Here is a 23,607-nt window from a genome sequence, read left to right on the forward strand (position 1 = left end):
CACACCGTGCCGCTAGAATGTTGGCCATAGTTTCGCTGGCCCCCTGCCCGGGGGCGGCGCCGTTGACCAACAGGACTGTCTGAAATGCTTGATCAAAACGAAATCGAACTGTTCCGCGACAACGTCAAAAAATTCCTCGAAAACGAAGTGGCTCCGCACTACGACCAGTGGGAAAAAGCCGAGATGTTCCCCCGTGAGCTGTGGAACAAGCTGGGCGAGAATGGCCTGCTGTGCGTGGACGTGCCGGAAGAGTACGGCGGCTTCGGCGCTAACTTCCGCTTGTCTGCGGTGATCGTGGAAGAAGCCTCCCGCGCCGGTTACGGTGCCCTGGCCTCCAACATCTCCGTGCACTCCGATATCGTTGCCCCCTACATCCTGCACCTGGGCACGGAAGAGCAGAAACAGACCTGGCTACCGAAAATGGTCAGCGGTGAAGCCGTGGGCGCCATCGGCATGACCGAGCCAGGTGCCGGTTCCGACCTGCAGGGCATGAAAACCCGTGCCGACAAGGACGGCGATGGCTACAAGATCAGCGGCCAGAAAACCTTTATCACCAATGGCCAGCACTGCGACGTTATCGTGCTCGCCACCAAGACCGACCCCAACGCCGGCTCCAAGGGCATGACCCTGTTTACCGTGGATTGCTCCCTGCCGGGCTTCGCCCGTGGTCGTAACCTGGAAAAAATGGGCCATCACGCCGCTGACACCTCCGAGCTTTTCTTCGAAGACGTGAAAGTGGGCGCCGACCAGATTCTCGGCGGTGAAGGTAAAGGCTTCGCCAACCTGATGAACGAACTGCCCCGCGAACGACTGATCCTGGCCCTGGGCGCCATCGCTGCCTGCGAAGGCATGATCGAGCGCACCATCGAATACACCAAAGAGCGCCAGGCTTTCGGCAAGCCGATCTCCAGCCTGCAGAACACCCGCTTCGTGCTGGCGGATCTGCACGCCCAGGTGGTGGTTAACCGCGCCTATGGCGAACAGTGCATCGACCAGTACGACCGCAGCGAACTCACCGCCACCAACGCCTCCATCGCCAAGCTCACCACCACCGAGCTGCAAGGTGTGGTCGCCGACAAATGTTTGCAGCTGTTTGGTGGTTACGGCTACATGCAGGAATACCCCATCTCCCGCGACTACGTGGATGCCCGCATCCAGCGCATCTACGGCGGCACCAGCGAAATCATGAAGGAAATCATCTCCCGGGAAATTATCGGGCGATAAATCCTCAGGGTTTCAGCACCAAAAAAACGCGGCTACGGCCGCGTTTTTTTATGCCTTCTCGTTTCTGTAGGAGCACCTCTTGAGGTGCGAACCTAATGTAGCCAAACCCTGACTACCCCTGTGCTTAACAGATGGGCCTTCCTGGCTTGTAGGATATGGCTTACAGAAAATGCTAACTGGTTGATATAAAGTGGATTTGTAAAGGGGGGCACTTTGCCAAAAAGCATGCTCGTACTGGCATTATGTCGAACGTTCGCGATTTGTCAGTTGGGATAAATTCTCAACCTGGTGGTAAGTCACTAACCAATATCAAATTATTCGTGGCCAATGTGATAAGCCCAAAATAATTATGTCGAATTGAGTTAAGTCGATTCGTTCGTCCTAATACGCTGTTAATGAGCCTATGAAAAAGTTCAGCTCCAGAAATATGGTTAGTTTCGTATGCGATCATGTCTTTAAGAATGAGAGACCTATCCTTCTCGTAGCCCATGAGGATGGCGATTGGCAGTTTCTGTGTGGTGTTGGAGATGATGATTTCGAGTCACCGGATAGCCTGCATGTAGTCGGTGTGGGGCATTTAATCGACCGAGACCCAAGTATAAATCTGTGTGCTGACTTGCCGAATGGGTATGAGGCAGAACGTAGCGAAATCAACGAGCCCTGGGTACGAACCAAGATCGATGGAGAGGCTCATTAACAAGCGCATGTTGTCGGACTGGTTTTCCGCTGCGCTCCAAATCAGCCGCAAATACGGGCGTTATGTGGTTTAAATGACGATGAATCTACTTTTTGTATGTAGTGAAAACCGCTTGCGAAGCCCTACCGGAGAAGAGGTTTTTTCTAAGTATGAGGGCGTTAATGCAATTGGTGCTGGCACAAATGCCGATGCCGAGACTACGGTAAGTGGAGACCTCATCGAGTGGGCGGACGTTGTCTTCGTTATGGAGAAGTCCCATAGAAATAAGGTCTCAAAAAAGTTCAAAGAGCTTCTCAAAGGCAAGAAGCTGGTGTGCCTGGATATACCTGACAATTACGACAGGATGGACCCTGTCCTTATCCGGCTACTTAAAAACAAAGTGGCCAAGCATGTTCGCTTTAGGTAGGCCACCTGGTATCAATTTTGAACCGTGACAGAAAACATCTTAACTAAGGCTACGACGTGAAAAAGAGAGAATTTCCCGAAATGATGAAGCCTGCGTTACTTCCCCTTATTCTGGCTGTGCTCGTCGGCTGCACAAATGTGACCGGTGATACCCCCAGGACCATTTCCTCACAGGAAGCAGAAAATCTGAGCGCTGTGCGCCTCTTCTCAGTAGCAGATACATTTTTCTCCGAAGCGGGCTATGCGTGCAGTGCTGATGCGGACGCTGGCCAATTTCGCTGTTCCAGAGCACTTCGGGATCTTTATATTCATCAGACAACCGCCGAGGTGAACATTTACCCCGGTGATGAGGGTAACAAAGCCCACAGGATCATCGCGACCCGCTGGGATGAGGGGTTGATTCCCAGTGAGCTGATTTCCAATACCTATGCCAACGATGACGTTGAGGCGTTCTGCGCTTATCTTGCCAGCGCCAAAGTTGCGTTATGTAGTGAATATAAAGGTTAAAGGCTGGTCTCCGATTACTTAATTTCCGCATTTTTTCTGATTGCCCGTTGGCACTCTTCAAGCAACGCTCCAACGGGATCCGGTTGAGTCTTCTGAAAGTGCCGCCCAGGCAAAAGGTCTGTATGAGACTGGGATCGCGCCGCCATTCACGTTATTTGCTGCCTTCACCCTTTGGAGTGACCTTGGTTCGTTGCTCCGTCTCGCTGCGTTTCATCAGGGTAAGTGTGAGCGGCTACGACGTAGCGTAAGGGTCCGCCGGGGGTGATGGCGTCGAAGGGGTAGCAGGTGATCAGCAGTAGCTGTTGGTTATCCCGGGGGATGTGCAGGGGGTGTTGCTGGCTGTCGATGATCTGTTGGGCGGAGACCTGAAAGTGCTGCCGTGAGCCGTCGGCAAATTGCACGGTGAGTGGGTCACCGGTGTTCAGGGTTTCCAGAAAGGCAAAGTGGGTGTCGCGGTGACCGGCCAGGGTGAGGGCCTGGTCGCTGCCGATGCCGCCGGCCAGTCGGCCGGGGCCGAAGGCCAGGGCTTCGCCGCTGGTGCTTTCCAGTACATAGAGGTTTTTTCCGGCGGGGGTGGTGAGCCGCGCCACCGGCCAGGTGTCCGCCCAGGGCCAGGGGCGCTGGGGGGCGCCCTGGTCCAGGGTGGTTTGCCAGGCGTGGGCGATCAGGTGCTGGGCCAGCCAGGCCTTGCCGTCCAGCCAGCTGGCCCAGCCTGCGAGTCCCAGCAGGGCGGCCAGACTCAATGCCAGCAACCCTCGTTCAAGCCGTGCCATGGGTCTGTCTCCGCTGGCGCAGCCAGAGCAGCAGGGTGACGATCAACAGCACGCCGGCCAGCCGCCATAACAGGGGCGCCGGGGTGGCGGTGCCGGGCCAGGCGCTGCTTTGTTGAGTGCCATGGGGTGCCTGGTTGCGGATGGTGTCGTGCAGCAGGGGTTCATGGGCCGGGCGCGAGATGGTTTCTTCCACGGCGATAAAGCTGGTGTAGCGGCTGACCAGTTGGTGGCGCAGGGCCACCTGGGTGATCAGAGGGGCGATATCCGTTTCCGGGGCGCCCAGGGTGATGCGGTCCATCAGGTCGGCGATCTTGCGGCGGGCCCACAGGCTGGCGGTGCCCGGGTGGTTGCTGTTGGTGGGAAGGGTGACCGGCTGTTGCCAGTGGCGGTCACTGTAGCCGCTGACGGTGATCTGGTCCGTGGGGGCCGACAGTTTCATGGCCACCAGCAAGGGCTCACCGGCGTACAGGTCCGGCAGCTTTTGCGGCCAGCGTTCGGCGACGATGCCTTTCGGCAGTTGCACCTGCAGGTTGCGCATCAGCGGTGATTCCAGGCGGCGGAACAGGGTGTCCATGCCTTGCTGTACCTGGTTCTGGTCGTTGATGTAGGTAAAGCTGCCGCGCCCGAACTGGGCGGCGCGGGTCATGAAATGGCTGTTGGGGGCGGAGCCGATGCCCACGGTGAACAGGCGCGCTTCGCCGAGTTGCTGGTGCAGGGCGTGGAAGATGCCGTTCTCGTTACCCACGGCACCGTCAGTGATAAAGATCACCTGGCGCAGATAACCATCACTGGCGGGCTGGCTCAGGGTGGCGCTGAGGGCGGGTAGCATGTGGGTGCCGCCGCTGGCCTGCAGGCTGTCCACGAAATTTTGCGCTTGGTGGCGGCTGCTGTCGTTGACTGTGGTTGGCGTTTCAAACAGCAGGGTGTGCTGGTTGTCGAAGTCGGTGATGTTGAAGCGGTCGCCGGGCTTCAGACGTTGCAGGGCCAGGTGCAGGCTGGCCTTGGCCTGGCGCATGGGGGCGCCGCCCATGGACCCGGAGCTGTCGATGATGAACAGGGTTTCCCGGGGCAGGGTGGTGGCCTGGCCGGTTTCCGGCGGGACCACCATCAGCAGGGCATAGTGCTCGCCGTCGATTTCCTCATAAAAGCTGGCGGCCAGCGGTTCGCCGGTGTCTTCCAGTTCCCAGTTGAGCAGCAGATCCCGGTCCATGGGCACGGAGCCGGCTTTCGGGGTGATGGTGTAGCGTCGACCGTGGCGTTGCGAGTGGATGGCATGGCTGGGGCTGCCCAGGGTTGCCAGGCGGTTGCCGGCGTCCAGATCAATATGGATGGACGCGGTGCCGGCCTCGGCGGTGCCGCCGGGGTTCGCCACCGTATTGCGCAGCAGGGAATCCAGCGGATGGGGCGTTTCCGTAGCGGGGGTGAAGCGAGGCGTCAGGGTAAGCGGCAGGCGCAGCTGGAAGCGGCGTCCGTCCACGTCCAGGGTCTGCTGGTAATGCAGCTCCACCTGAATGGTTTCGCCGGGGGCGATATTGGCCACGGCGGTGGTGAACAGGTTGGGGCGCTGCTGGCTGACCAGGCTGGCTTTCTTGCCGCTGGCGCGGGCCTGCCGATACGCCTGTTCGGCTTCGGCTTTCTTGTCGATGCGGCCGACAATGCGCCTTTCTCCAATGGTCAGCACCATGCCGTTCACGGCGGCGTTTTCCGGTAGAGGAAACAGGTAGCGGCCCTCACGAAACTGCTGGCTGGCATTGCGAAAGCGTTGCGTCAGAGTGACCCGCGCCAGCGGTCCACTGACGGTGATGTGAGCGTCAGTGTCGAGCAGGGTGGCGGCGGAAATATTTCCCCGGTCATCCGCCAGCAGCAAGGCGCCGGTGGCGGCTTCGTCCTGCCAGTCCGCCTGGGCGGTGAGTGTCAGTAGCAGTAGCGAGAAGAAAAGCGTCAGTTTCATGGTGGCCTCCTTGTGATGAGGGCCAGCATGGCAAGGGGAGAAGGGGGCTTTGTGGGGATTGTGTGGGGAGGAACCAGTGAACAGTTAATAGTGGACAGTTAACAGCGCGCGACCGGTGTTGTGTCTGGTTTTAAACGTGGAAAGCCGCGCTCAGGGGCTTGGGCGCGGCTTTCAATGCTGGCAGTTGGCTGAGAAATCAGTTCGCGAACTATTAACTGTTCACTGTTAACTATTCACTGCCTATTAAGCTGCGTTGCGGCGTTTAGCGATGGCGCGCAGGACGATCTGGCACTGGTTTTCGCCGTATTCGCGAATGTCTGCTTCGGCATCAGCGGTGTTGCGGCCGACCACGTTGATCAGCAGGCGCTTGAACAGCTGCAGGGAAACGTCGAACTCGGAGGTGTCTTCCTGCAGGGCGATAAACGTATAGCGCTTGAGCAGGGGGATCAGGTCGACAATGTCATCGGCCAGGTAGCGGTTGTTGGCGAATCGTTCGGTGGCGATTTCCACAAAGCGGAAGGCCAGCTGGTGGGCGGCGGGCAGGTCGTTGCCCTGATAGTGCTGCTCCAGTTGCGGCAGCATTTCCACCATGTCCTCGATCTGGCCGGGCATCCAGTTGCTGGCAGCCTGGCCTGCCAGTCGCGACAGCAACATGAACAGGAAGTCGTAAAGGTCGTGAACCTGCTCATCAGTGACGTCGCACACCCGTGCGCCCTTGCGCGGCTGCAGCTCGATCAGGTGCTGCTTTTCCAGCACGCGAAAGGCCTCCCGAAGTGAGTTAGTGCTCACATCAAGTTGCTTGGCCAGATCATTTTCCGGCAGGCGGGCCCCGGGTGCCAGGGTGCCAGTGATGATCTGCTCGGCCAGGTGCTGGGCGATTTGTTCGCTCAGGCTGACGGCTTTCAACGACATGACAACGGTCCTTTTCAGCTTCGGCGGGAATTATCCTCCGAGGTTGTTACTATGTCACTAAATGAGTTGTTTGACAATTCAAGAAATCAGGGATAGCCTAACCGTCACATTGAAGACTGTTACTTTTGGCTTGAACTAGCGAGGTATGAGCCATGTTCGAGAGCATGAATGCTGACGTAATGCTAAAAATGAAAAAATACGGTTACCTGACTTTCTGGGCCTTGATGGTGCCGCTGGTGCCGTTTTCTGCCTTTGTGGGTGTAGAGAGCGGCACACAGGACTACTGGGCGTGGTTCATGTATGTCTTCATCTTCGGGATTATTCCGATCCTGGATTTCCTGGTGGGTAAGGACCCGAGCAACCCGAACGAGGAAGTTCAGGTGCCGACCATGAGCGAGGAAATCTTCTATCGGGTGTCCGCCATCGCCATGGGCTTTGTGTGGATCGCGGTGCTGTTCTACGCCGGCCACGTTTTCATGACCAATGATTACGGCCTGCTCGGCAAGATCGGCTGGATCGTGTCCATCGGTACCGTGGGTGGCATCATTGCCATCAACCTGGGTCACGAGCTGATCCACAAGGATCCGAAGGTGGAAAACTGGATGGGTGGGCTGTTGCTGTCCACTGTGACCTACGCCGGCTTCAAGGTGGAGCACGTGCGTGGTCACCATGTCCATGTATCTACGCCAGACGATGCGTCTTCCAGCCGCTACAATCAGAGCCTGTATGACTTCCTGCCCAAGGCGTTTGTGCGCAATTTCAAGAATGCCTGGAGCCTGGAAAAGAAATACCTGGAGCGTAAGGGCAAGAAGAACATCAGCGTTCATAACGAACTGATCTGGTGGTACAGCATTTCTGCCTTGTTCGCGGTGACCTTCGGGCTGCTGTGGGGCTGGCAGGGTGTGGTGTTCTTCCTGGGCCAGAGCTTCTTCGCCGCACTGGCACTGGAGATCATCAACTATATCGAACACTACGGTCTGCACCGTCGTGTAAACGATAAAGGTCGCTTCGAGCGGGTAACGCCGGCCCACAGCTGGAACTCCAACTACCTGCTGACCAACCTGGCCCTGTTCCAGCTGCAGCGTCACAGTGATCACCATGCTTACGCCAAGCGTCGTTATCAGGTGTTGCGTCACTATGACGAAAGCCCGCAGCTGCCGGCCGGTTACGCCACCATGTTTGTGCTGGCAATGATCCCGCCGCTGTGGAAGAAAGTGATGAACCCGCGGGTGGAAGCCTACTACGAAGGTGAGCTGGACCAGCTGTTCCGCGAATCCAAGCGGGTTAACAATATCGCGTAAGAGCAGTTAACAGTTAATAATTAATAGTTAACAGCTAGAACAAGAAAGCCCCGGCATTGCCGGGGCTTTTTCGTTTCTGCGAAGCTTACTGTGGGAAGCGATGCTTGCATCGCGAATAGCGGCGTTTCTGTGAATCCTTTCGCGTCTCAAGTGGCGTATTCGCCACGCTCACCCTTCGGGCTGCACTTCGTGGGTTACTCCGCTACGCCCCGTTCCTACACCGGGGGCCGTGGGTTCGTGCCGTTCTGTTGGCGCGGGCAAGCCCTCTCCGTTGGCAGGGCACAGCCCCGCGCAACTATTAACTATTCACTGTTAACTATTAACTGCTTTCATTGTCGCCAGAACATGGGCGTAAACAGCACGAGCAGGGTGAATACCTCAAGTCGCCCGGCAACCATCAGTACCGTCATCATCCACTTGGCACTATCGGTAATGTTGGCAAAGCCGCCGCCAACCTGGCCGATACCGACGCCCAGGTTATTGAGGCTGGCAGCCACGGCGCTGACGGCGGTGGTCAGGTCCATGCCGGTCATGGTGAACAGCAGGGTGAAGATGACCGACAGGGTGATATAAACCCCGACAAAGCCCCAGACCGCCTGTAAAACCCGATCCGGCACCGAGTGGCGGCCAAAGCGCAGGGCAAACATGCCGTTGGGGTAAATCAGCCGTCGCAGTTCGCGCACGCTGTGGTGGAACACCAGGGCGGCGCGCACCGCTTTCATGCCGCCACCGGTGGAACCGGCGCAGCCGCCGATGAAGCTGGTGAAGATCAGCAGGTAAGGAATAAAGCCCGGCCAGGCGGCGGCGTTGGTGCTGGTGAGCCCGGTGCCCGTGCTGAACGACGCCACCTGGAAAGCGGAGTGGCGCAGCGCATCATCGGCAGTCACATCGACTTCGAAAGCCAGCAGGCCCACGGTAATCAGCCCGGTATAAAGCAGGAACAGGGTCATGAAAAAGCGGAATTCCGGGTCTAGTACATAGGCCATTAGTGAGCGACCGCGCCAGACAGCAAAGTGCAATGCGAAATTAAGGCCGCCAATAAGAATAAACAGGGTGGCAGTCCAGTCGATCCAGGGGTTGTCCCAGTAGGCCATGGAGGCGTCGTGGGTGGAGAAGCCGCCGGTGGCCACGGTGCTGAAACTGTGGCAGATGGCATCAAATATGGTCATGCCTGCCGCCCAGTAGAGCACGGCGCAGGCCATGGTGATAAACAGATAGAGCAGCCACAGAGCCTTCGCGGTTTCGGCAATACGCGGGGTGAGCTTGGCATCCTTCATGGGGCCGGGAATTTCTGCCTTGTACAGCTGCATGCCGCCAACGCCGAGCATGGGCAGAATCGCTACCGCCAGTACCACTACGCCCATACCGCCCAGCCACTGCAGTTGCTGGCGATAGAAGAGAATGGATTTGGGCAGGAAATCGATGCCGGAAAGAATGGTGGCGCCGGTGGTGGTCAACCCGGACATGGATTCAAACACTGCATCGGTAAAGCCCACCGGCACGTCATCGCTGATATACAGCGGCAAGGCCCCGATCAGCCCCAGTACCGACCAGAACAGGGTCACTACCAGAAAGCCGTCGCGGGTTTGCAGCTCTTCCTTGTGCTTGAAGAAGGGCAGCCACAGGGCCAGCCCCAAAAGCAGGGTGATGACGAATGACACTAGGAAGGGGCCTTCGCTACCTTCCTGATACCAGTAGGAGACAGCGACGGGCGGCATCATGGTGAAGCTGAACACCACCAGTAGCAGGCCGAGAATTTTCGAGATCAGTGCAAAGTGCATGCGCTGGCGTGGCCTCGGCCGTCAGAAGAAGGTAAACCCGACCTGGAACAGTTTTTCCACGTCCCGGGTGCGGCGTTTGTCGATCAGGAACAGGATCACATGATCATCGGGTTCGATGACCACATCATCGTGGGCAATCAGCACCTTTTCACCGCGCACGATGGCACCGATGGTGGTGCCTTCCGGCAGGTCGATGTCTTCAACAGCTCGGCCCACTACTTTGGACGATTTGCTGTCGCCGTGAGCGATCGCCTCGATGGCTTCCGCGGCACCCCGGCGCAGGGAATAGACGTTGACCACATCGCCCCGCCGCACATGGCTGAGCAGGCTGCCGATGGTGGACTGCTGGGGCGAGATGGCGATATCGATATCGTGGCCCTGGACCAGATCCACATAGGCCGGGTTGGAGATCAGCGTCATCACCTTGCGCGCGCCCAGTCTTTTGGCCAGTAATGAGGCCATGATGTTGGCCTCGTCATCGTTGGTGAGGGCGCAGAACACGTCGGTGTTTTCGATGTTGGCCTTGAGCAGTTCGTCCCGGTCCGTGGCGAGCCCTTGCAACACCACGGTCTGGTGCAGTTTTTCGCCGAGCCATTCCGCGCGGCCGGGGCTGCGCTCAAGAACTTTCACGTTATAGCGGTGCTGGATGCTCTTGGCGAGCCGGTAACCGATGTTGCCGCCGCCGGCGATAAGAATGCGTTTGTAGTTATGTTCCAGGCGACGCAGTTCGCTCATCACCGCACGGATATCGTTCTTGGCGGCGATGAAGAAGACCTCATCATCTGCTTCGATCACCGTGTTGCCTTCGGGAATGATGGGGCGGCCGCGGCGGAAAATGGCCGCCACTCGGGTGTCCACATTGGGCATGTGCTTGCGCAGTTCGCGCAGCTCGTTGCCTACCAGTGGCCCACCGTAATAGGCGCGCACCGCCACCAGCTGTACCCGGCCACCGGCAAAGTTCACCACCTGCAGGGCGCCGGGGTGCTCGATAAGCCGTTTGATATAGTCGGTGACCACCTGCTCGGGGCTGATGATCACATCAATGGGCAGGGCGTTTTCGTTGAACAGCTTGTCGGCGCGGCTGGTGTAGTGAGCGGTGCGGATGCGGGCGATTTTCGAGGGGGTGCGGAACAGGGAGTAGGCCACCTGACAGGCGATCATGTTGACCTCGTCAGAGTTGGTGACCGCGATCAGCATGTCCGCGTCTTCGGCGCCGGCATCCTTGAGCACCGCCGGGTAACAGCCCATGCCGCGCACGGTGCCGATATCCAGGCGGTCGCCCAGTTCGCGCAGACGTTCCGCATCGGTATCGATGACGGTAATGTCGTTGCGCTCGTTGGCCAGGTTCTCGGCCAGGGTGCCGCCCACCTGGCCGGCACCGAGAATAATGATCTTCATGCGCTTTGCTGTCTCTCCAGTCCCCGAACAGCGCGATTTCCTTCCCTGTACATACCAGGGGAGGGGTAGCGCCTCGAGCGGCGCTCTTACACGACTTTTCTCACAAGGGAGAAAAACGCTGCCCGCTCAAGTGTCCTTTCGCAGGCACGCCAGATAAAAACCGTCTGGCCCATGGTGTTGCGGGAACAGCTGCCACCCCGCGCTGACCATTGTGGCCTCTTCCGGCCGTGGCGTCACATCCCGGGCCTGTGGCTGGCGTTGCAGGAAGGCGCTGACCTGATGATCGTTTTCGTCCCGCAGTACCGAGCAGGTGGCATATACCAGCATGCCGCCGGGTTTGAGCAGCGGCCATAGTGCATCCAGCATGCGCGCTTGTAAATCAACCAGTGCGCGGATGTCGGACGCTTTGCGGTGCCATTTCACATCCGGCTGGCGGCGCAGGATGCCGGTGGCGGAGCAGGGGGCATCAAGCAGGATGGCGTCGAAGGGTGTGCCATCCCACCAACTCGACGGGTTGCTGGCATCGCCTTGCAGCAAGGTAACGTCGGCATTGAGGCGGGCCAGGTTTTCTTTGATGCGTGCCAGCCGTTTGCCTTCCAGTTCCAGGGCGACCAGCTCCGCGTCGGGGAATTTCTCGCAGAGCTGACCGGTCTTGCCGCCGGGGGCGGCACAGGCATCCAGGATGCGGCCGGTGGGTGGGCATTGCAGGACTTCGCCGGGTAACTGGGCGGCTTCGTCCTGTACCGACAGGGCGCCCTGTTCAAAACCGGGCAGCTGGAAGACCGGCCGCGCCGGACTCAGGTAGATGCTCCAGGGGGACAGCTCGCCGGGGCGGGCGCCGTCGCCGAGGGCGGCGATGGCGCCGGCGCGCTGCTGCTGGCGGCGGTTGACGCGAAGGGTGAAGGGTGGCGTTTGCAGGTTGGCCCGGGCCATGGCTTCCGCGTCGGCGGGCCAGTCCTGTTGCCAGCGCTTGAATAGCCAGTCCGGCAGGCTGAGGCGGATGTTGGGGCTGGCGTCGGCGACGGCATCGTCAATCGTCAGCTTGCTGGCCTTGCGCAGAATGGCATTGCTGAGCCCGGCGGCCCAGGGGGCTTTCAGTTTGCGACACAGCTGGGGGTAGGCGTTGACGATGGCGTGGGCGGGCCGCTCGCTGAACCACAGTTCGTAAAGCCCGGCGAGTAACGCCAGTCGCACCGGCTGGGCACTGGCCTTGAGGGGTTTGCCCAGTTGCTGGTTGAGCCAGTGGTTGAGTGGGCGCAGGTGGCGGCAGACGCCGAAACAGATGTCGCGCATCAGGCCGCCGTCGGCGCCCTGCAGGGGGAAGTCGCGCAGCACTTCGCGCAGGCTTTCCCCGTCGCCTTTACCGGGCAGCACCCTGTTGAGGACACGTACCGCGGTCAGGCGCGGGTCAGACGTTGTCAATGGAGTCACCCAGCGGTTCGCCTGCCTTGAACAGATCCGGGTTGCCGCGAAGCAGGTCGGCCACGGCCATGCGTCGCTTGCCGGGCAATTGCAGTTCTTCAAGAATCAGCATGCCATCGCCGGTGGCCACGTGGATGCCGCTGTCGTCCACGTTGAGGATATGGCCGGGTTCATCGCTATCCCGACCGGGCTGGGGGCTTTCGCTGGCTTTCCAGATACGCATGGGCTGGCCGTTCAGTGGGACCCAGCTCACCGGAAAGGGATTGAAGGCGCGAATGCGGTTGTAGAGGGCACGGGTGGGCAGGCGGAAATCCAGCCGCGCTTCGGCCTTGCTCAGTTTGTGGGCGTAGGTGACGCCGTCGTCCGGCTGCGCGGTGGCGTTGGCCAGGTAGTGCTCAAGATCGTTCAGTACGGTGACCAGCAGGCGGGCGCCCTGGGCGGCGAGCCGGTCATGCAGTTCGCCCCCGGTTTCGTTATCACCAATCGGCAGGCTTTCGCTGAGCAGCATGGGGCCGGTGTCCAGGCCTGCTTCCATCTGCATGATGGTGTTGCCGGTTTCGGTGTCGCCCATGGTGATGGCGCGCTGGATGGGGGCCGCACCGCGCCAGCGGGGCAGCAGGGAGCCGTGCACGTTGAGGCAGCCCAGGCGCGGCATATCCAGCACCGCCTGGGGGATGATCAGGCCGTAGGCCACCACGACCAGAGCATCCAGATTCAGGTCACGCAGCTGCTGGCGGATCTCGTCGCCCTTGAGGTTTTCCGGCTGCAGTACCGCAATGCCGTGGCTTTCGGCCAGCACCTTGACCGGGCTTTGCTGCACTTTCTTGCCGCGCCCGGCGGCCCGGTCCGGCTGGGTGAGTACCGCAACCACCTCGTGGTTACTGTCCAGAACCGCCTGCAGGCTGGCGGCGGCGAAATCCGGGGTGCCGGCGAAGGCAAGGCGTAAGGGTTTCAAGGTGAACCTCTGATGAGTTGTGAGCGGCAAGCTTCAAGCTACAAGGTGCAAGGCGCGGATCAGGACGGTGCTAGCTGATATGCGCCCTGCCCGCGTTTAAAAGGACGATTCGCGATGCGAGCATCGTTTCCCACAACGGTGGAAGGTGCTGGGGCGCGAAGATTTTGCCTTTCCTTGCGGCTTGTTCCTTGTGGCTTGGAGCTGTCTTTAAGCTTGCTGGCGGTGGATCTTTTCCAGTTTCTTCTTGATGCGATCGCGCTTCAGCCGGGACACATAGTCCACGAACAGCTTGCCATCCAGGTGGTCGATCTCGTGCTGGATACAGGTGGCCAGCAGTTCGTCGGCTTCTTCCTCGAAGGTATTGCCGTCACGATCCAGCGCCTTGATACGTACCCGGGCCGGGCGTTGTACCTTCTCGTAGAAGCCGGGCACGGACAGACAGCCCTCTTCATAAGGGGCCACCTCATCGGTGAGCGGGGTGATCTCCGGGTTGATGAACACGCGGGGCTGGGTCTGGTCCTCGGACAGGTCCATCACGATCAGCCGCTGATGCACATCCACCTGGGTGGCGGCCAGGCCGATGCCCGGGCAGGCGTACATGGTTTCGAACATGTCGTCGATCAGTTTGCGAAGCTCGTCATCTACCTTTTCCACAGGCTTTGCTACCGTGCGTAGCCGGGGGTCAGGGAATTCCAGTATTTCCAGTTTGGCCATGTACCTTCTCGGAAGTTGCGATAGCACTCGAATTTCGGTTGCTAAATATATGATCGCATTGCTAATATCCAAAAGAAACCGTGTCCGTGAAAACCGGTCCACGGCCGCTCTCGGGGATGAGTCCAATAATGATAAAAGGAATCCGATGATGATGAAATCGGTCCAGCGCGCCCTGGCCTTCGGGCTGTTAGTGTCTTTATCCGGCCTGGCGGCTGCCCAGGTCATGCTCAAAGAGGGGCATCCCGGCAAATATTTCGTCAAGAATGGCGATACCCTTTGGGATATCAGCGCCCGTTTTCTGCAAGAACCCTGGCAATGGCCAGAGATCTGGCAGATCAATGAAGAAATCAGTAATCCCCATCTTATCTATCCCGGTGATGAAATTCGTCTCACCTATGTGGATGGAGAGCCCCGGCTGTCGGTCAAGCGTGGTGTGGAAGAGAAGACCCTGCCCAACGGCACGGTCAAGCTCACTCCGAAAGTGCGCGAGATTGCCAATGATGAGGCTATCCCTGCCATTCCTGCCGGCGCCATTGCTGCTTATCTGAAGGAAGGCTTGGTGGTCAGCCGCCAGGAGATTGCCGAGGCTCCCTACATTGTCGGGGGGCGTGATCGCCGGGTGATCTACGGCGAAGGCGACACCGTTTATGCGCGTGATGCCCTGACTCAGTGGGAAAATCTGGATCAGAGCTATGGTATCTACCGTACCGGTGAGCAGTATGTGGACCCGGATACCAACGAAGTGCTTGGCTATGAGGCCCGGCAGATCGGTCTGGGTCGGGTGGCTGGTCAGGAAGAGGATATGGTGACCCTCAGGGTAACCAAGTCCAACGAAGATCTGCGTATCGATGATCGGCTGTTCTCTACCGAAGATCGCCGGGTTCGCTCCGTGTTGTACCCGTCGGCGCCGGATACCAAGATCGAAGCCAAGATAATCCGCTTCTTTGATCGCATCAACAGCGTGGCCCGTAACGATGTGGTGGTGATCAACAAGGGTCTGCGTGATGGTCTGGAAGAAGGCAATGTGCTGGATGTGTTCGGCCAGGGTGAGGTGGTCCGTGATCGCCAGCGTGGCGACCGGGTGCAGCTGCCCCGGGAAAGAACCGGTTCCATGGTGATCTTCCGTGTCTTCGACAAGGTCAGCTATGGCTTGATCATGGAATCCCAGCGGCCTATCTACATGAATGATGTCGCCGAAAGCCCGGCGGGCAGCTACTGATTTATTAAATCGCGGTAGCGCTCACCGCCGGAGTTTCGGCTCCTGACAACCCGTCAAACGCACACAAGGAGGTGGGCGATGGACGGACAATACAAACGCCTGCTATTGCAGGCGTTGTTTTCCCCGTCTTCCGCGGCCCTGGGCCGTGCTCTGAAACAGCAACCCATCGACCGCACTGCGCTGGCCGATTACCTTCCCCTATTGCCGGCTGGCCTGAAAGCGCGGCGCAAGCTGCTGGATAATACCGGTTCCCTGACCGCGCATTACGAGCATCTGCGTGAGCAAGGTTGGTACTGGCTGGCGCTGGGAGATGCGGATTACCCATCCCTGTTGGCCCAGCTCGGGGATGCCCCCGGGGTGCTGGCGGTGCGCGGCAGTGTGGCGGCGCTGAATGCGCCCGGTCTTGCCATCGTCGGTGCGCGCAATGCGTCAGCGGACGGGCTGGACAACAGTCGCCGTTTTGCCCGGGATCTTGCTGGCAGTGGTTTCGTGATCGTCAGTGGTCTGGCTCTGGGGGTCGATGCGGCGGCGCATCGGGGGGCGATCAGCAGCGGACGTACCGTTGCGGTGCTTGGTAGTGGTCCGGATCGCATTTACCCGCCCCGCAATGCGGTACTGGCTGGCCAGATCGTGGCGGCCGGTGGTGCTCTGGTCACGGAGTTTGCCCCCGGTGCACCGCCACTGCCGGCCCAGTTCCCCCAGCGCAATCGGGTGATCAGCGGGCTGAGTCTGGGCACCATTGTGGTGGAAGCTGCCATCAAGAGCGGTTCCCTGATTACCGCTCGCACGGCTCTTGCCCAGGGTCGCGAGGTATTCGCCATTCCCGGCAGTATTCACAATCCCTTGAGCAAGGGCTGTCACCAGCTATTGCGTGATGGTGCCAGCTGGTTGGAATCCCGAGAGGATATTTTCCACGCCTTTGGGGACTTCCGGCGCAGTGTGGAAGCGGCCGGGGTTGATGAGGCGGACTTGCCTGCGCTGCTCCAGTACCTGACCGGTGGCCTCAATTCCCTGGATGCCCTGCAGGAGCGCACCGGGATGCCAATCACTGACCTGGCCGGGCAGCTTTCAGAGCTGGAACTGGAAGGCTGGGTAGAGCGAGTGGCCGGCGGTTATCTGAAGCGCAGCGGTGCGGCCTAGCGACGATCACCCTGCAGGAGCCGCCCGAAAGAATCGTTCCTGAAGGAGGCTTCCCGGATTTGACCTTTGCGGGCCAGGGGCGGAATGTTGAAGGTGTCAGGGAGTCTGTATTCGAGGTGTGCCATGTTCGAGATCTATGTGCCCCTGCTGCGAGGACAAGGAGAGTGGCGTGTGGTGGATGCGGTCCATGTGGGTGGTATGCGCTACCGGATTATCGGCACCATGCCAGACGGTGAGGAGTGGGCGTTCACACCGGGTGAGGAGGTGGAGTGTGAAACCACCGAGGTGAAGAAAGGCAAAAAGGCGCTCACGGCAAAACGCCTGTCACCGGTGCCACTTTAGCCAGGCAATCATTAGCTCTCCCTTGAGCCGGCATCCCATGCAGGGTATTTTCCCGTCTTTCTTTCAGGGCGAGTTCGTCATGTACCAGCATCTGCATAGCGCCGCACAGATCATTCAGGCCGGTGGTGTGGTGGCTTATCCCACCGAGTCGGTCTATGGGCTGGGCTGTGACCCTTTCAATGAAGAGGCAGTATTGCGGCTGTTGGCCATCAAGGAGCGCCCGGTGAGCAAGGGCCTGATTCTGATCGGCGCAGACCTGGCACAACTGGAGCCCTATATCCGCCTTACCGACAGTCAGCGTAAGCAAGTGTCAGGACAATGGCCGGCACCGCTGACCTATCTGATTGACGCCGACGATAGCGTGCCCGCCTGGGTACGCGGCGCCTTCAGCAAAGTGGCGGTGCGGGTGCCGGATCACCCCCTGGCCCGGGACCTGTGCCGGGCGGTGGGTCAGCCGATCATCTCCACCAGTGCCAATATCAGTGGTCGCCCGGCGGCCCGTAATCAGTTCCAGGTGGCCCGCCAGCTTGGCGAGCGGCTGGACTTTATTGTCAGTGGCGCCTGTGACCGGGCCGCCAAACCCTCTACCATTATTGATCTGGAAAGTGGCCGCACCTTGCGCGCTTAAGCCAAGTATTCGAACCGGGAGACGGCATGTCAGAGGTATCACTGCAGGCGGTGAAGGACTACCTGCTGGGCCTTCAGGATCGCATTTGCGCGGAATTGGCCGAGGAAGATGGCAGCGCCACCTTCCGTGAAGACAGTTGGGACCGGGAGCAGGGCGGCGGCGGCCGCAGCCGGGTGCTGGAAAACGGTGCCGTGATTGAAAAGGGCGGGGTGAATTTTTCCCATGTGTTCGGCAATCAGTTGCCGCCGTCCGCCACCGCCGCCCGCCCGGAATTGGCGGGTCGCAGTTTTCAGGCCATGGGGGTGTCGCTGGTGATTCACCCGAAGAACCCCTACGTGCCCACCAGCCATGCCAACGTGCGCTTTTTTGTCGCCGAAAAAGAGGGCGAAGACCCGGTGTGGTGGTTCGGCGGCGGTTTTGATCTAACGCCTTTTTATGGTTTCGAAGAGGATGTGGTGCACTGGCACCAGACCGCCAAGGAGGCCTGTGACCCTTTCGGTGACGATATCTATCCGGAGTTCAAAAGCTGGTGCGATGACTATTTTTATATAAAGCATCGCGACGAGCCACGTGGTGTGGGCGGATTGTTTTTCGATGACCTGAATCGCTTCGATTTCGATACCAGTTTTGCGCTGATGCGCAGTGTCGGTGATGCTTATATCCAGGCCTATCGGCCCCTTGTGGCCCGGCGTAAAGACCATGATTATGGCGATCGGGAGCGCCAGTTCCAGCTCTATCGGCGAGGGCGTTATGTGGAATTCAACCTGGTCTACGATCGCGGCACCATCTTCGGGTTGCAATCCGGCGGGCGCACCGAATCCATCCTCATGTCCCTACCGCCACTGGTGCGCTGGGATTATGACTGGCACCCGCAGCCGGACAGCGCGGAGATCGAGCTCTACCAGAAATTCCTGATTCACCGGGAGTGGTTATGACAGCCCTGTATTGTGTGTTCGGCAATCCGGTGGCCCATTCCCGCTCCCCGGATATTCATCATGCCTTTGCTGCCCAGCGCGACGATGATCTGCGTTATGAAAAGCGCGAAGCGCCACTGGATGATTTCGCCGGCACGGTAAACGCCTTTCGTGAAGAAGGAGGCCTGGGCGCCAATGTGACCGTGCCCTTCAAAGAGCAGGCCTTCGATCTGTGTGATGCGGTCACCGAGCGCGCTGGCCAGGCGGGTGCGGTGAACACCCTGTGGTGGGATGGCGATCAGCTCCATGGCGACAACACCGATGGTGCCGGGCTGGTGAAAGATATCCGCGACAATCTTGGCTGGTCCATTCAGGGCAAGCGGGTGCTGGTACTCGGTGCTGGCGGTGCGGTGCGTGGTGTCATGGGGCCGTTGCTGACGCAAGCACCGACGCTGGTGCGCATTGCCAACCGCACTGAGGAAAAAGCCGCGGTTCTGGCTCGCGGTTTTATGGATGGAAAGAACCCGCCGGTACTGGGTAGCGGACTGGATAACCTGACCGGGCAGTTCGATCTGGTGATCAATGCGATCTCTGCCGGCCTTCATGGCGAGATGCCGCCTTTGCCGGAGGGACTGCTGGCAGCAGGCGCCGTGGCTTATGACATGGTGTACGGCAGCGAGCCCACGCCTTTCATGCGCTGGGCGCAACAACAGGGCGCGGCAGCCACCGCCGATGGTTTGGGCATGCTGGTGGAGCAGGCCGCAGAAGCCTTTGAAATCTGGCGTGGCTGGCGCCCGGACAGCGCGCCGGTAATTGCAGGGCTGCGCTAGCGTTATGGCGGAAAGTGCGGTGATGAGTGAAGTGCTGTTTGCCTCCATGGTCAGTCTGGCCATGGTGCTCACCACCGTGACACTGCACTACTGGGCCCTGGCGGGTTTGTCCGCATTGCTCAAGCGCTGGTCGAATTTCCGCGGTGAGATCCTGCTGGTGGTAATGGTCATGTTTATCGCCCATATGGTGGAGGTAACGCTTTATGCCTGGGTCTATCTGATTCTGGATCGGGGCGATACCGCCATGGACCTGGCCGGTGCGGTAGATGGCAGTTTCCTGGATCACCTGTATTTCTCCACCGCCTGCTACACCTCACTGGGGCTGGGTGACCTGTATCCTCTTGGGACGTTGCGACTGATTGCCGGCGTAGAGGCGCTGAACGGACTGATACTGATCACCTGGTCCGCATCGTTCGCCTTTCTGGTCATGCAGCGGCGGTGGCGTTTTTGATGTTGATCGCGGGGAACGTCATTTTACCGAGAGGAATGGCCATGCCCCCGCGTGTTCTGTTGGCCCTTTCCTGCTTGTTTCCTCTCTCTTGCCAGGCGTCCACCTTCGGTTTTTCCTGGGATAACGATCTGTTTGTCGGTTCCGACGGCCAGTACACCAATGGCGTGCGCATCAGCTGGGTGGGTGATGCCCATGACCGTTGTGATCGCAATGGGACGTTTACCTGCGGTCTGGCCGCTGCGCTGGACCCACTGCCCGGCATCGGCCTGGATGATGAAAAGCATGCACTGACCCTGAGCCTGGAACAGATCATGATTACGCCGTCTGACATTGCGCGTGAGACGCCGGACTTCAATGATCTGCCCTACGTGGGCTACAGCAATCTGGAGCTGGGGTTGTTCAGCTGGAATGGAAATAGTTTGTTCGGCTATGGCGTGCGTGTTGGCGTTGTGGGGCCTGATTCAGGCGCTGAGCAGTCGCAGAAAGTGGTACATAAAGTGACGGGCTCCACGGAGCCACAAGGCTGGGATAACCAGCTTGGCTCAGATTTGATCGGGGGAGCCTACTTTATCAATGCCCGTCGTCTGATGCGCTATTCCGGTCGCTCGTTGGAAAGTGAAGTGGGTTACGCCTGGGGAGTGGATGCCAATAACTTCAACGGCACCGCCAAGGTTGGCGGGTTCTGGCGTATCGGTCAGAACCTGCCGCGTAACTTTATTCCTGATTATGCGGGCATTGGTACCGCCGGTTCCCTGGTGGGGTTGTTCGATGGTGAGGGGTTTGGCTGGGAAGTCTTTTTCGCCAGCTTTGGCGAATACATCGGTTATTCCTATCTGGAAGAAAACAGTGGCCCTTATGATGTTGAGTCCCGTGACGGTATTCTCGGGCTGGTTCTCGGCGGCGGCATCCGTCTGGATGATTTTTCCTTCACGCTGACCTTGCAGGGGTCTTCATCGCCGATTCGTGACAGCGACGATATTCTGAGTTTCGGGAATATGTCGTTTATGTGGAGAATTTAGCTACGAGCTACGCTGGTTGGATAGGGAAAGGCCAAGAAGTTCCCACGAAATCCGTGTTCTCTACGAAGCCGCTGTAGGAGCTATGCTTGCATGGCGAACCGCGCTTGCGCGGAAATCGCCCGCAGGGCGATCAGGAATCTCAGAGCTCGACAGGTTTCAGAAATAACAGAACGACGGCTAGATTGATCTTCATTCCCCTCGCTACGCTCGGTTCGCGGCTCTAGTGCAGCTGCTACAGTTAGTCTCTTTACCCCTCCTCACCCAGATACCGATCCTTCAGCCGCACATAATTCCCGGCCACATAAGGCAGAAATTCCCGCTCTTCCTCGGTGAGGGCACGCACCTGCCGGGCCGGCTGGCCGCGGTAGAGGTAACCACTTTCCAGCCGTTTCCCTGGCCCCACCAGGGAGCCGGCGGCGACGATGACATCGTCTTCCACCACGGCACCATCCATGATGATGGCCTGCATGCCTACCATCACCCGGTTGCCCAGGGTGCAGCCGTGCAGCATGGCCTGGTGGGCGAGGGTCACATCGTCACCGATCTGCAGGGCGAAGCCGCCCGGGTTGAAACGGGAATCGTGGGTGATGTGCAGCACCGCGTTGTCCTGGACGCTGACCCGGGCGCCGATGTGGATGGCATGCATATCCCCGCGAATCACCGCCCGCGGCCAGACGGAGCAGTCATCCCCCAGGGTCACGTCACCGATTACGGTGGCATCCGGGTCGACAAATACCCGTTCGCCCAACTGCGGGGCCTTGTCTTCAAAGCGGCGAATCCCCATCACTGATAAACTCGATAGCTGAATGTCATCGTCAGGGAGGCCCATGAACAAGCCCCCCACCCGTATACTGATTGCCATACTGATCTTGCTTGGCGTTTTCCTGCTGAGCAAGTGGCTGATTTTCCAGACGCTGCTGCAGCCGGACGAGAGTGCTCGTCAGCGCTTGCCGGCAGCGCAGACAGAACCAGGACAGGACACCCATGAGCAACAACCCGCTGATTGACTACCCGGAACTGCCGCCGTTTTCCAAAATCCAGCCGGAGCATGTATTGCCCGCCGTGGAGCAACTGGTGGCGGATGGCCGCGAACGCATCCAGCAGGTGCTGGCCCAGGGCAAGTTCGATTACGCCCATCTGGTGCAAGCCCTGGATGAGGAAGACGACCGCCTGGGCAAAGCCTTTGGCCCCGCTGGGCATCTCAATGCGGTGGCCCAGAATGAAGCCCTGCGTAATGCCTACAACAGCTGCCTGCCGCTGCTCAGCGAGTATGGCACCGAAGTGGGTCAGAACGCGCAGCTGTGTGCCGCCTACCAGGCGCTGCGTGACAGTGATGAATGGAGCTCGCTCAGCGAAGCCCAGCAGAAAGACATTGAAAATACCCTGCGCGATTTCCGCCTCTCCGGGGTGGATTTGCCGGATGACAAGAAAGCGCAGTACATGGCCAACTCCAAGCGGCTCTCTGAACTGACCAGCCAATTTTCCGACAATACCCTGGATGCCACCCAGGCCTGGACCAAACACATCAGCGATGAGGCGGAACTGGATGGCCTGCCGGACAGTGCCAAAGCCGGTGCCGCCGACCGGGCAAAGGCTGACGGCAAGGACGGTTGGTTGCTGACGCTGGATGCGCCGGTCTTTATTGCCGTCATGAGCCACTGCAAGAACGCCGAGCTGCGCAAGGAAATGTACGTGGCCTGGACCACCAAGGCCTCTGATCAGGGTCCCCAGGCTGGCCAGTTCGACAACACCGCCATCATGGATGAGATCCTCAAATTGCGGCACGAGCAGGCGCAACTGCTGGGGTTTGCCAACTTTGGTGAAGAGTCCCTGGCCACCAAGATGGCCCGTGATGTGAACGAAGTGATTCAGTTCCTCGAAGACCTGGCCAAACGGGCCAAGCCCCAGGCGGAACAGGAGCTGGCGGAGCTGAGAGCCTTTGCGGCCGAGAAGGGTGCCGACGATCTGAACCCCTGGGATATCGGTTTCTGGAGCGAGCGGCTGCGTGAAGAGCGCTACAGCATTTCCGAGGAAGAGCTGCGCCCCTGGTTCCCGGCGGATACCGTGATTAACGGCATGTTTGCCGTGGTCGGCAAGCTGTTCGGGATTCAATTCCGGCAACGTGACGATGTGGACCTGTGGCACGAGGATGCGGGTTTCTACGAACTGGTGGACGATGATGGCAGCGTGCGTGCGGCCTTCTATCTGGATATGTATGCCCGCACTGGCAAGCGGGGTGGTGCCTGGATGGATGACGCCCGTATTCGCCGCCGTCGCCCGGACGGTAGCCTGCAAACGCCGGTGGCCTACCTGACCTGTAACTTCGCACCGCCCGCCGGTGGCAAGCCCGGCCTGCTGACCCACGATGAAGTGGTCACCCTGTTCCACGAGTTCGGCCATGGCCTGCATCACATGCTTACCGAACAGGACGTGTCCGGTATTTCCGGCATCAACGGTGTGGCTTGGGATGCGGTGGAGCTGCCCAGTCAATTCCTGGAAAACTGGTGCTGGACGGAAGAGGGCATTGCCCTGATTTCCGGCCACTATGAGACCGGTGAACCCCTGCCCAAGGAAAAGCTGGACAAAATGCTGGCGGCGAAAAATTTCCAGGGCGCCATGCAGATGGTGCGGCAACTGGAATTCTCCCTGTTCGACATGCGCATCCATGCCGAGTACCGGGAAGGGCTGGATATCTATCAGGTCCTGAACGAAGTACGTCAGCAGGTGGCAGTGATACAGCCGCCCTCGTTCAACCGTTTCCCCAACAGCTTCGGGCACATTTTTGCCGGCGGCTATGCGGCGGGGTATTACAGCTACAAATGGGCAGAAGTGCTTTCCGCGGATGCCTATTCCCGTTTCGAGGAAGAAGGCGAATTCAACGAAGACACCGGCCGCGCCTTCCGTAGCGAAATTCTTGCCAAGGGAGGCAGCCGCGAACCCATGGAGCTGTTCAAGGCCTTCCGCGGCCGCGAACCCAGCGTGGAACCCTTACTGCGCCATTGCGGTATTAACGGTTAGAAAATT

General features: G+C 59.3%; 23 protein-coding genes. 14 read left to right on the top strand and 9 right to left on the bottom strand.

All coding sequences use genetic code 11. The annotated features are described in order from the left end of the window. The first annotated feature begins 84 nt into the window (after positions 1-84). From ACMG4N_RS03270 to ACMG4N_RS03280, 3 genes are all read left to right on the top strand, one after another. Entirely contained in the window at positions 85-1,224 is a 1,140-nt protein-coding gene (locus tag ACMG4N_RS03270) for an acyl-CoA dehydrogenase family protein (protein ID WP_414432897.1), read from the top strand. Between the two features lie 770 nt (positions 1,225-1,994). Next, a complete protein-coding gene (locus ACMG4N_RS03275) occupies positions 1,995-2,327 on the top strand; it encodes a low molecular weight protein tyrosine phosphatase family protein (RefSeq protein ID WP_297767921.1) in 333 nt (110 codons plus the stop codon). Positions 2,328-2,383: 56 nt separating this feature from the next. Then, positions 2,384-2,833 carry a hypothetical protein gene (locus ACMG4N_RS03280; RefSeq protein WP_297767923.1) on the top strand — a complete coding sequence of 150 codons (450 nt, stop codon included), beginning with the start codon at positions 2,384-2,386 and terminating at the stop codon, positions 2,831-2,833. 164 nt (positions 2,834-2,997) lie between these two features. On the opposite strand, the gene ACMG4N_RS03285 is transcribed toward ACMG4N_RS03280, so the two are convergent. The 3 genes from ACMG4N_RS03285 to ACMG4N_RS03295 form a co-directional block, all read right to left on the bottom strand. Next, positions 2,998-3,606, bottom strand: coding sequence for a class GN sortase (locus tag ACMG4N_RS03285; protein ID WP_414432898.1), 609 nt, complete (start codon positions 3,604-3,606; stop codon positions 2,998-3,000). Then, entirely contained in the window at positions 3,593-5,557 is a 1,965-nt protein-coding gene (locus ACMG4N_RS03290; RefSeq protein ID WP_414432899.1) for a marine proteobacterial sortase target protein, read from the bottom strand. The genes ACMG4N_RS03285 and ACMG4N_RS03290 overlap by 14 nt, the downstream gene beginning before the upstream one ends. Before the next feature lie 243 nt (positions 5,558-5,800). Beyond that, a complete protein-coding gene (locus tag ACMG4N_RS03295; RefSeq protein ID WP_297767933.1) occupies positions 5,801-6,469 on the bottom strand; it encodes a GntR family transcriptional regulator in 669 nt (222 codons plus the stop codon). Positions 6,470-6,621: 152 nt separating this feature from the next. Here ACMG4N_RS03295 and ACMG4N_RS03300 point away from each other — a divergent pair, with 152 nt between their 5' ends. Then, a complete protein-coding gene (locus ACMG4N_RS03300; protein WP_297767936.1) occupies positions 6,622-7,770 on the top strand; it encodes an alkane 1-monooxygenase in 1,149 nt (382 codons plus the stop codon). Positions 7,771-8,099: 329 nt separating this feature from the next. Here the strand turns inward: ACMG4N_RS03300 and ACMG4N_RS03305 are convergent, their stop codons facing one another. The 5 genes from ACMG4N_RS03305 to def form a co-directional block, all read right to left on the bottom strand. Then, the gene (locus ACMG4N_RS03305; protein WP_297767939.1) at positions 8,100-9,551 is read right to left on the bottom strand and encodes a TrkH family potassium uptake protein; all 1,452 of its coding nucleotides are present in this window, start codon (positions 9,549-9,551) and stop codon (positions 8,100-8,102) included. A 21-nt stretch (positions 9,552-9,572) separates the two neighbouring features. Next, positions 9,573-10,949 (bottom strand): Trk system potassium transporter TrkA, encoded by a 1,377-nt coding sequence (trkA, locus tag ACMG4N_RS03310; protein WP_297767942.1) that lies wholly within the window; start codon positions 10,947-10,949, stop codon positions 9,573-9,575. Positions 10,950-11,075: 126 nt separating this feature from the next. After that, a complete protein-coding gene (gene rsmB / locus ACMG4N_RS03315) occupies positions 11,076-12,380 on the bottom strand; it encodes a 16S rRNA (cytosine(967)-C(5))-methyltransferase RsmB (RefSeq protein ID WP_414432900.1) in 1,305 nt (434 codons plus the stop codon). Continuing rightward, a complete protein-coding gene (gene fmt / locus ACMG4N_RS03320; RefSeq protein WP_297767948.1) occupies positions 12,358-13,326 on the bottom strand; it encodes a methionyl-tRNA formyltransferase in 969 nt (322 codons plus the stop codon). Before fmt ends, rsmB begins: the two co-directional genes overlap by 23 nt. Before the next feature lie 207 nt (positions 13,327-13,533). Further along, positions 13,534-14,040 (bottom strand): peptide deformylase, encoded by a 507-nt coding sequence (def, locus tag ACMG4N_RS03325; protein ID WP_297767951.1) that lies wholly within the window; start codon positions 14,038-14,040, stop codon positions 13,534-13,536. A 145-nt stretch (positions 14,041-14,185) separates the two neighbouring features. Here def and ACMG4N_RS03330 point away from each other — a divergent pair, with 145 nt between their 5' ends. The 8 genes from ACMG4N_RS03330 to ACMG4N_RS03365 all read left to right on the top strand — a co-directional run bounded on the left by ACMG4N_RS03330 (position 14,186) and on the right by ACMG4N_RS03365 (position 20,583). Beyond that, the gene (locus ACMG4N_RS03330) at positions 14,186-15,259 is read left to right on the top strand and encodes a LysM peptidoglycan-binding domain-containing protein (RefSeq protein WP_297767954.1); all 1,074 of its coding nucleotides are present in this window, start codon (positions 14,186-14,188) and stop codon (positions 15,257-15,259) included. 78 nt (positions 15,260-15,337) lie between these two features. Then, entirely contained in the window at positions 15,338-16,399 is a 1,062-nt protein-coding gene (dprA, locus tag ACMG4N_RS03335; RefSeq protein WP_414432901.1) for a DNA-processing protein DprA, read from the top strand. A gap of 123 nt (positions 16,400-16,522) precedes the next feature. Beyond that, entirely contained in the window at positions 16,523-16,741 is a 219-nt protein-coding gene (locus ACMG4N_RS03340; RefSeq protein ID WP_297767959.1) for a hypothetical protein, read from the top strand. Positions 16,742-16,778: 37 nt separating this feature from the next. Continuing rightward, positions 16,779-17,369, top strand: a complete 591-nt coding sequence (locus tag ACMG4N_RS03345) for an L-threonylcarbamoyladenylate synthase (protein WP_297767962.1) — start codon at positions 16,779-16,781, stop codon at positions 17,367-17,369. A 26-nt stretch (positions 17,370-17,395) separates the two neighbouring features. Continuing rightward, entirely contained in the window at positions 17,396-18,304 is a 909-nt protein-coding gene (gene hemF / locus ACMG4N_RS03350) for an oxygen-dependent coproporphyrinogen oxidase (RefSeq protein WP_297767965.1), read from the top strand. Continuing rightward, on the top strand, positions 18,301-19,113 hold the full coding sequence (gene aroE / locus ACMG4N_RS03355; RefSeq protein ID WP_297767967.1) for a shikimate dehydrogenase: 813 nt from the start codon (positions 18,301-18,303) through the stop codon (positions 19,111-19,113). The genes hemF and aroE overlap by 4 nt, the downstream gene beginning before the upstream one ends. 22 nt (positions 19,114-19,135) lie before the next feature. Next, positions 19,136-19,564 carry an ion channel gene (locus ACMG4N_RS03360; RefSeq protein WP_414432902.1) on the top strand — a complete coding sequence of 143 codons (429 nt, stop codon included), beginning with the start codon at positions 19,136-19,138 and terminating at the stop codon, positions 19,562-19,564. A gap of 41 nt (positions 19,565-19,605) precedes the next feature. Further along, positions 19,606-20,583, top strand: a complete 978-nt coding sequence (locus ACMG4N_RS03365; protein ID WP_297767974.1) for a lipid A deacylase LpxR family protein — start codon at positions 19,606-19,608, stop codon at positions 20,581-20,583. 247 nt (positions 20,584-20,830) lie between these two features. Here ACMG4N_RS03365 and ACMG4N_RS03370 read toward each other — a convergent pair whose 3' ends face one another. Then, positions 20,831-21,367: a gamma carbonic anhydrase family protein gene (locus ACMG4N_RS03370; RefSeq protein WP_297768098.1), complete on the bottom strand. Its 537-nt coding sequence runs from the start codon at positions 21,365-21,367 to the stop codon at positions 20,831-20,833. Between the two features lie 43 nt (positions 21,368-21,410). Here ACMG4N_RS03370 and ACMG4N_RS03375 point away from each other — a divergent pair, with 43 nt between their 5' ends. Both ACMG4N_RS03375 and prlC read left to right on the top strand, forming a co-directional pair. Further along, entirely contained in the window at positions 21,411-21,590 is a 180-nt protein-coding gene (locus ACMG4N_RS03375; protein ID WP_297767976.1) for a hypothetical protein, read from the top strand. Then, positions 21,568-23,601, top strand: coding sequence for an oligopeptidase A (gene prlC, locus ACMG4N_RS03380; RefSeq protein WP_297767978.1), 2,034 nt, complete (start codon positions 21,568-21,570; stop codon positions 23,599-23,601). The genes ACMG4N_RS03375 and prlC overlap by 23 nt, the downstream gene beginning before the upstream one ends. Positions 23,602-23,607: the final 6 nt, after the last annotated feature.

The sequence above is a fragment of the Alcanivorax sp. IL2 genome (assembly GCF_047495475.1).
Lineage (GTDB): Bacteria > Pseudomonadota > Gammaproteobacteria > Pseudomonadales > Alcanivoracaceae > Alcanivorax.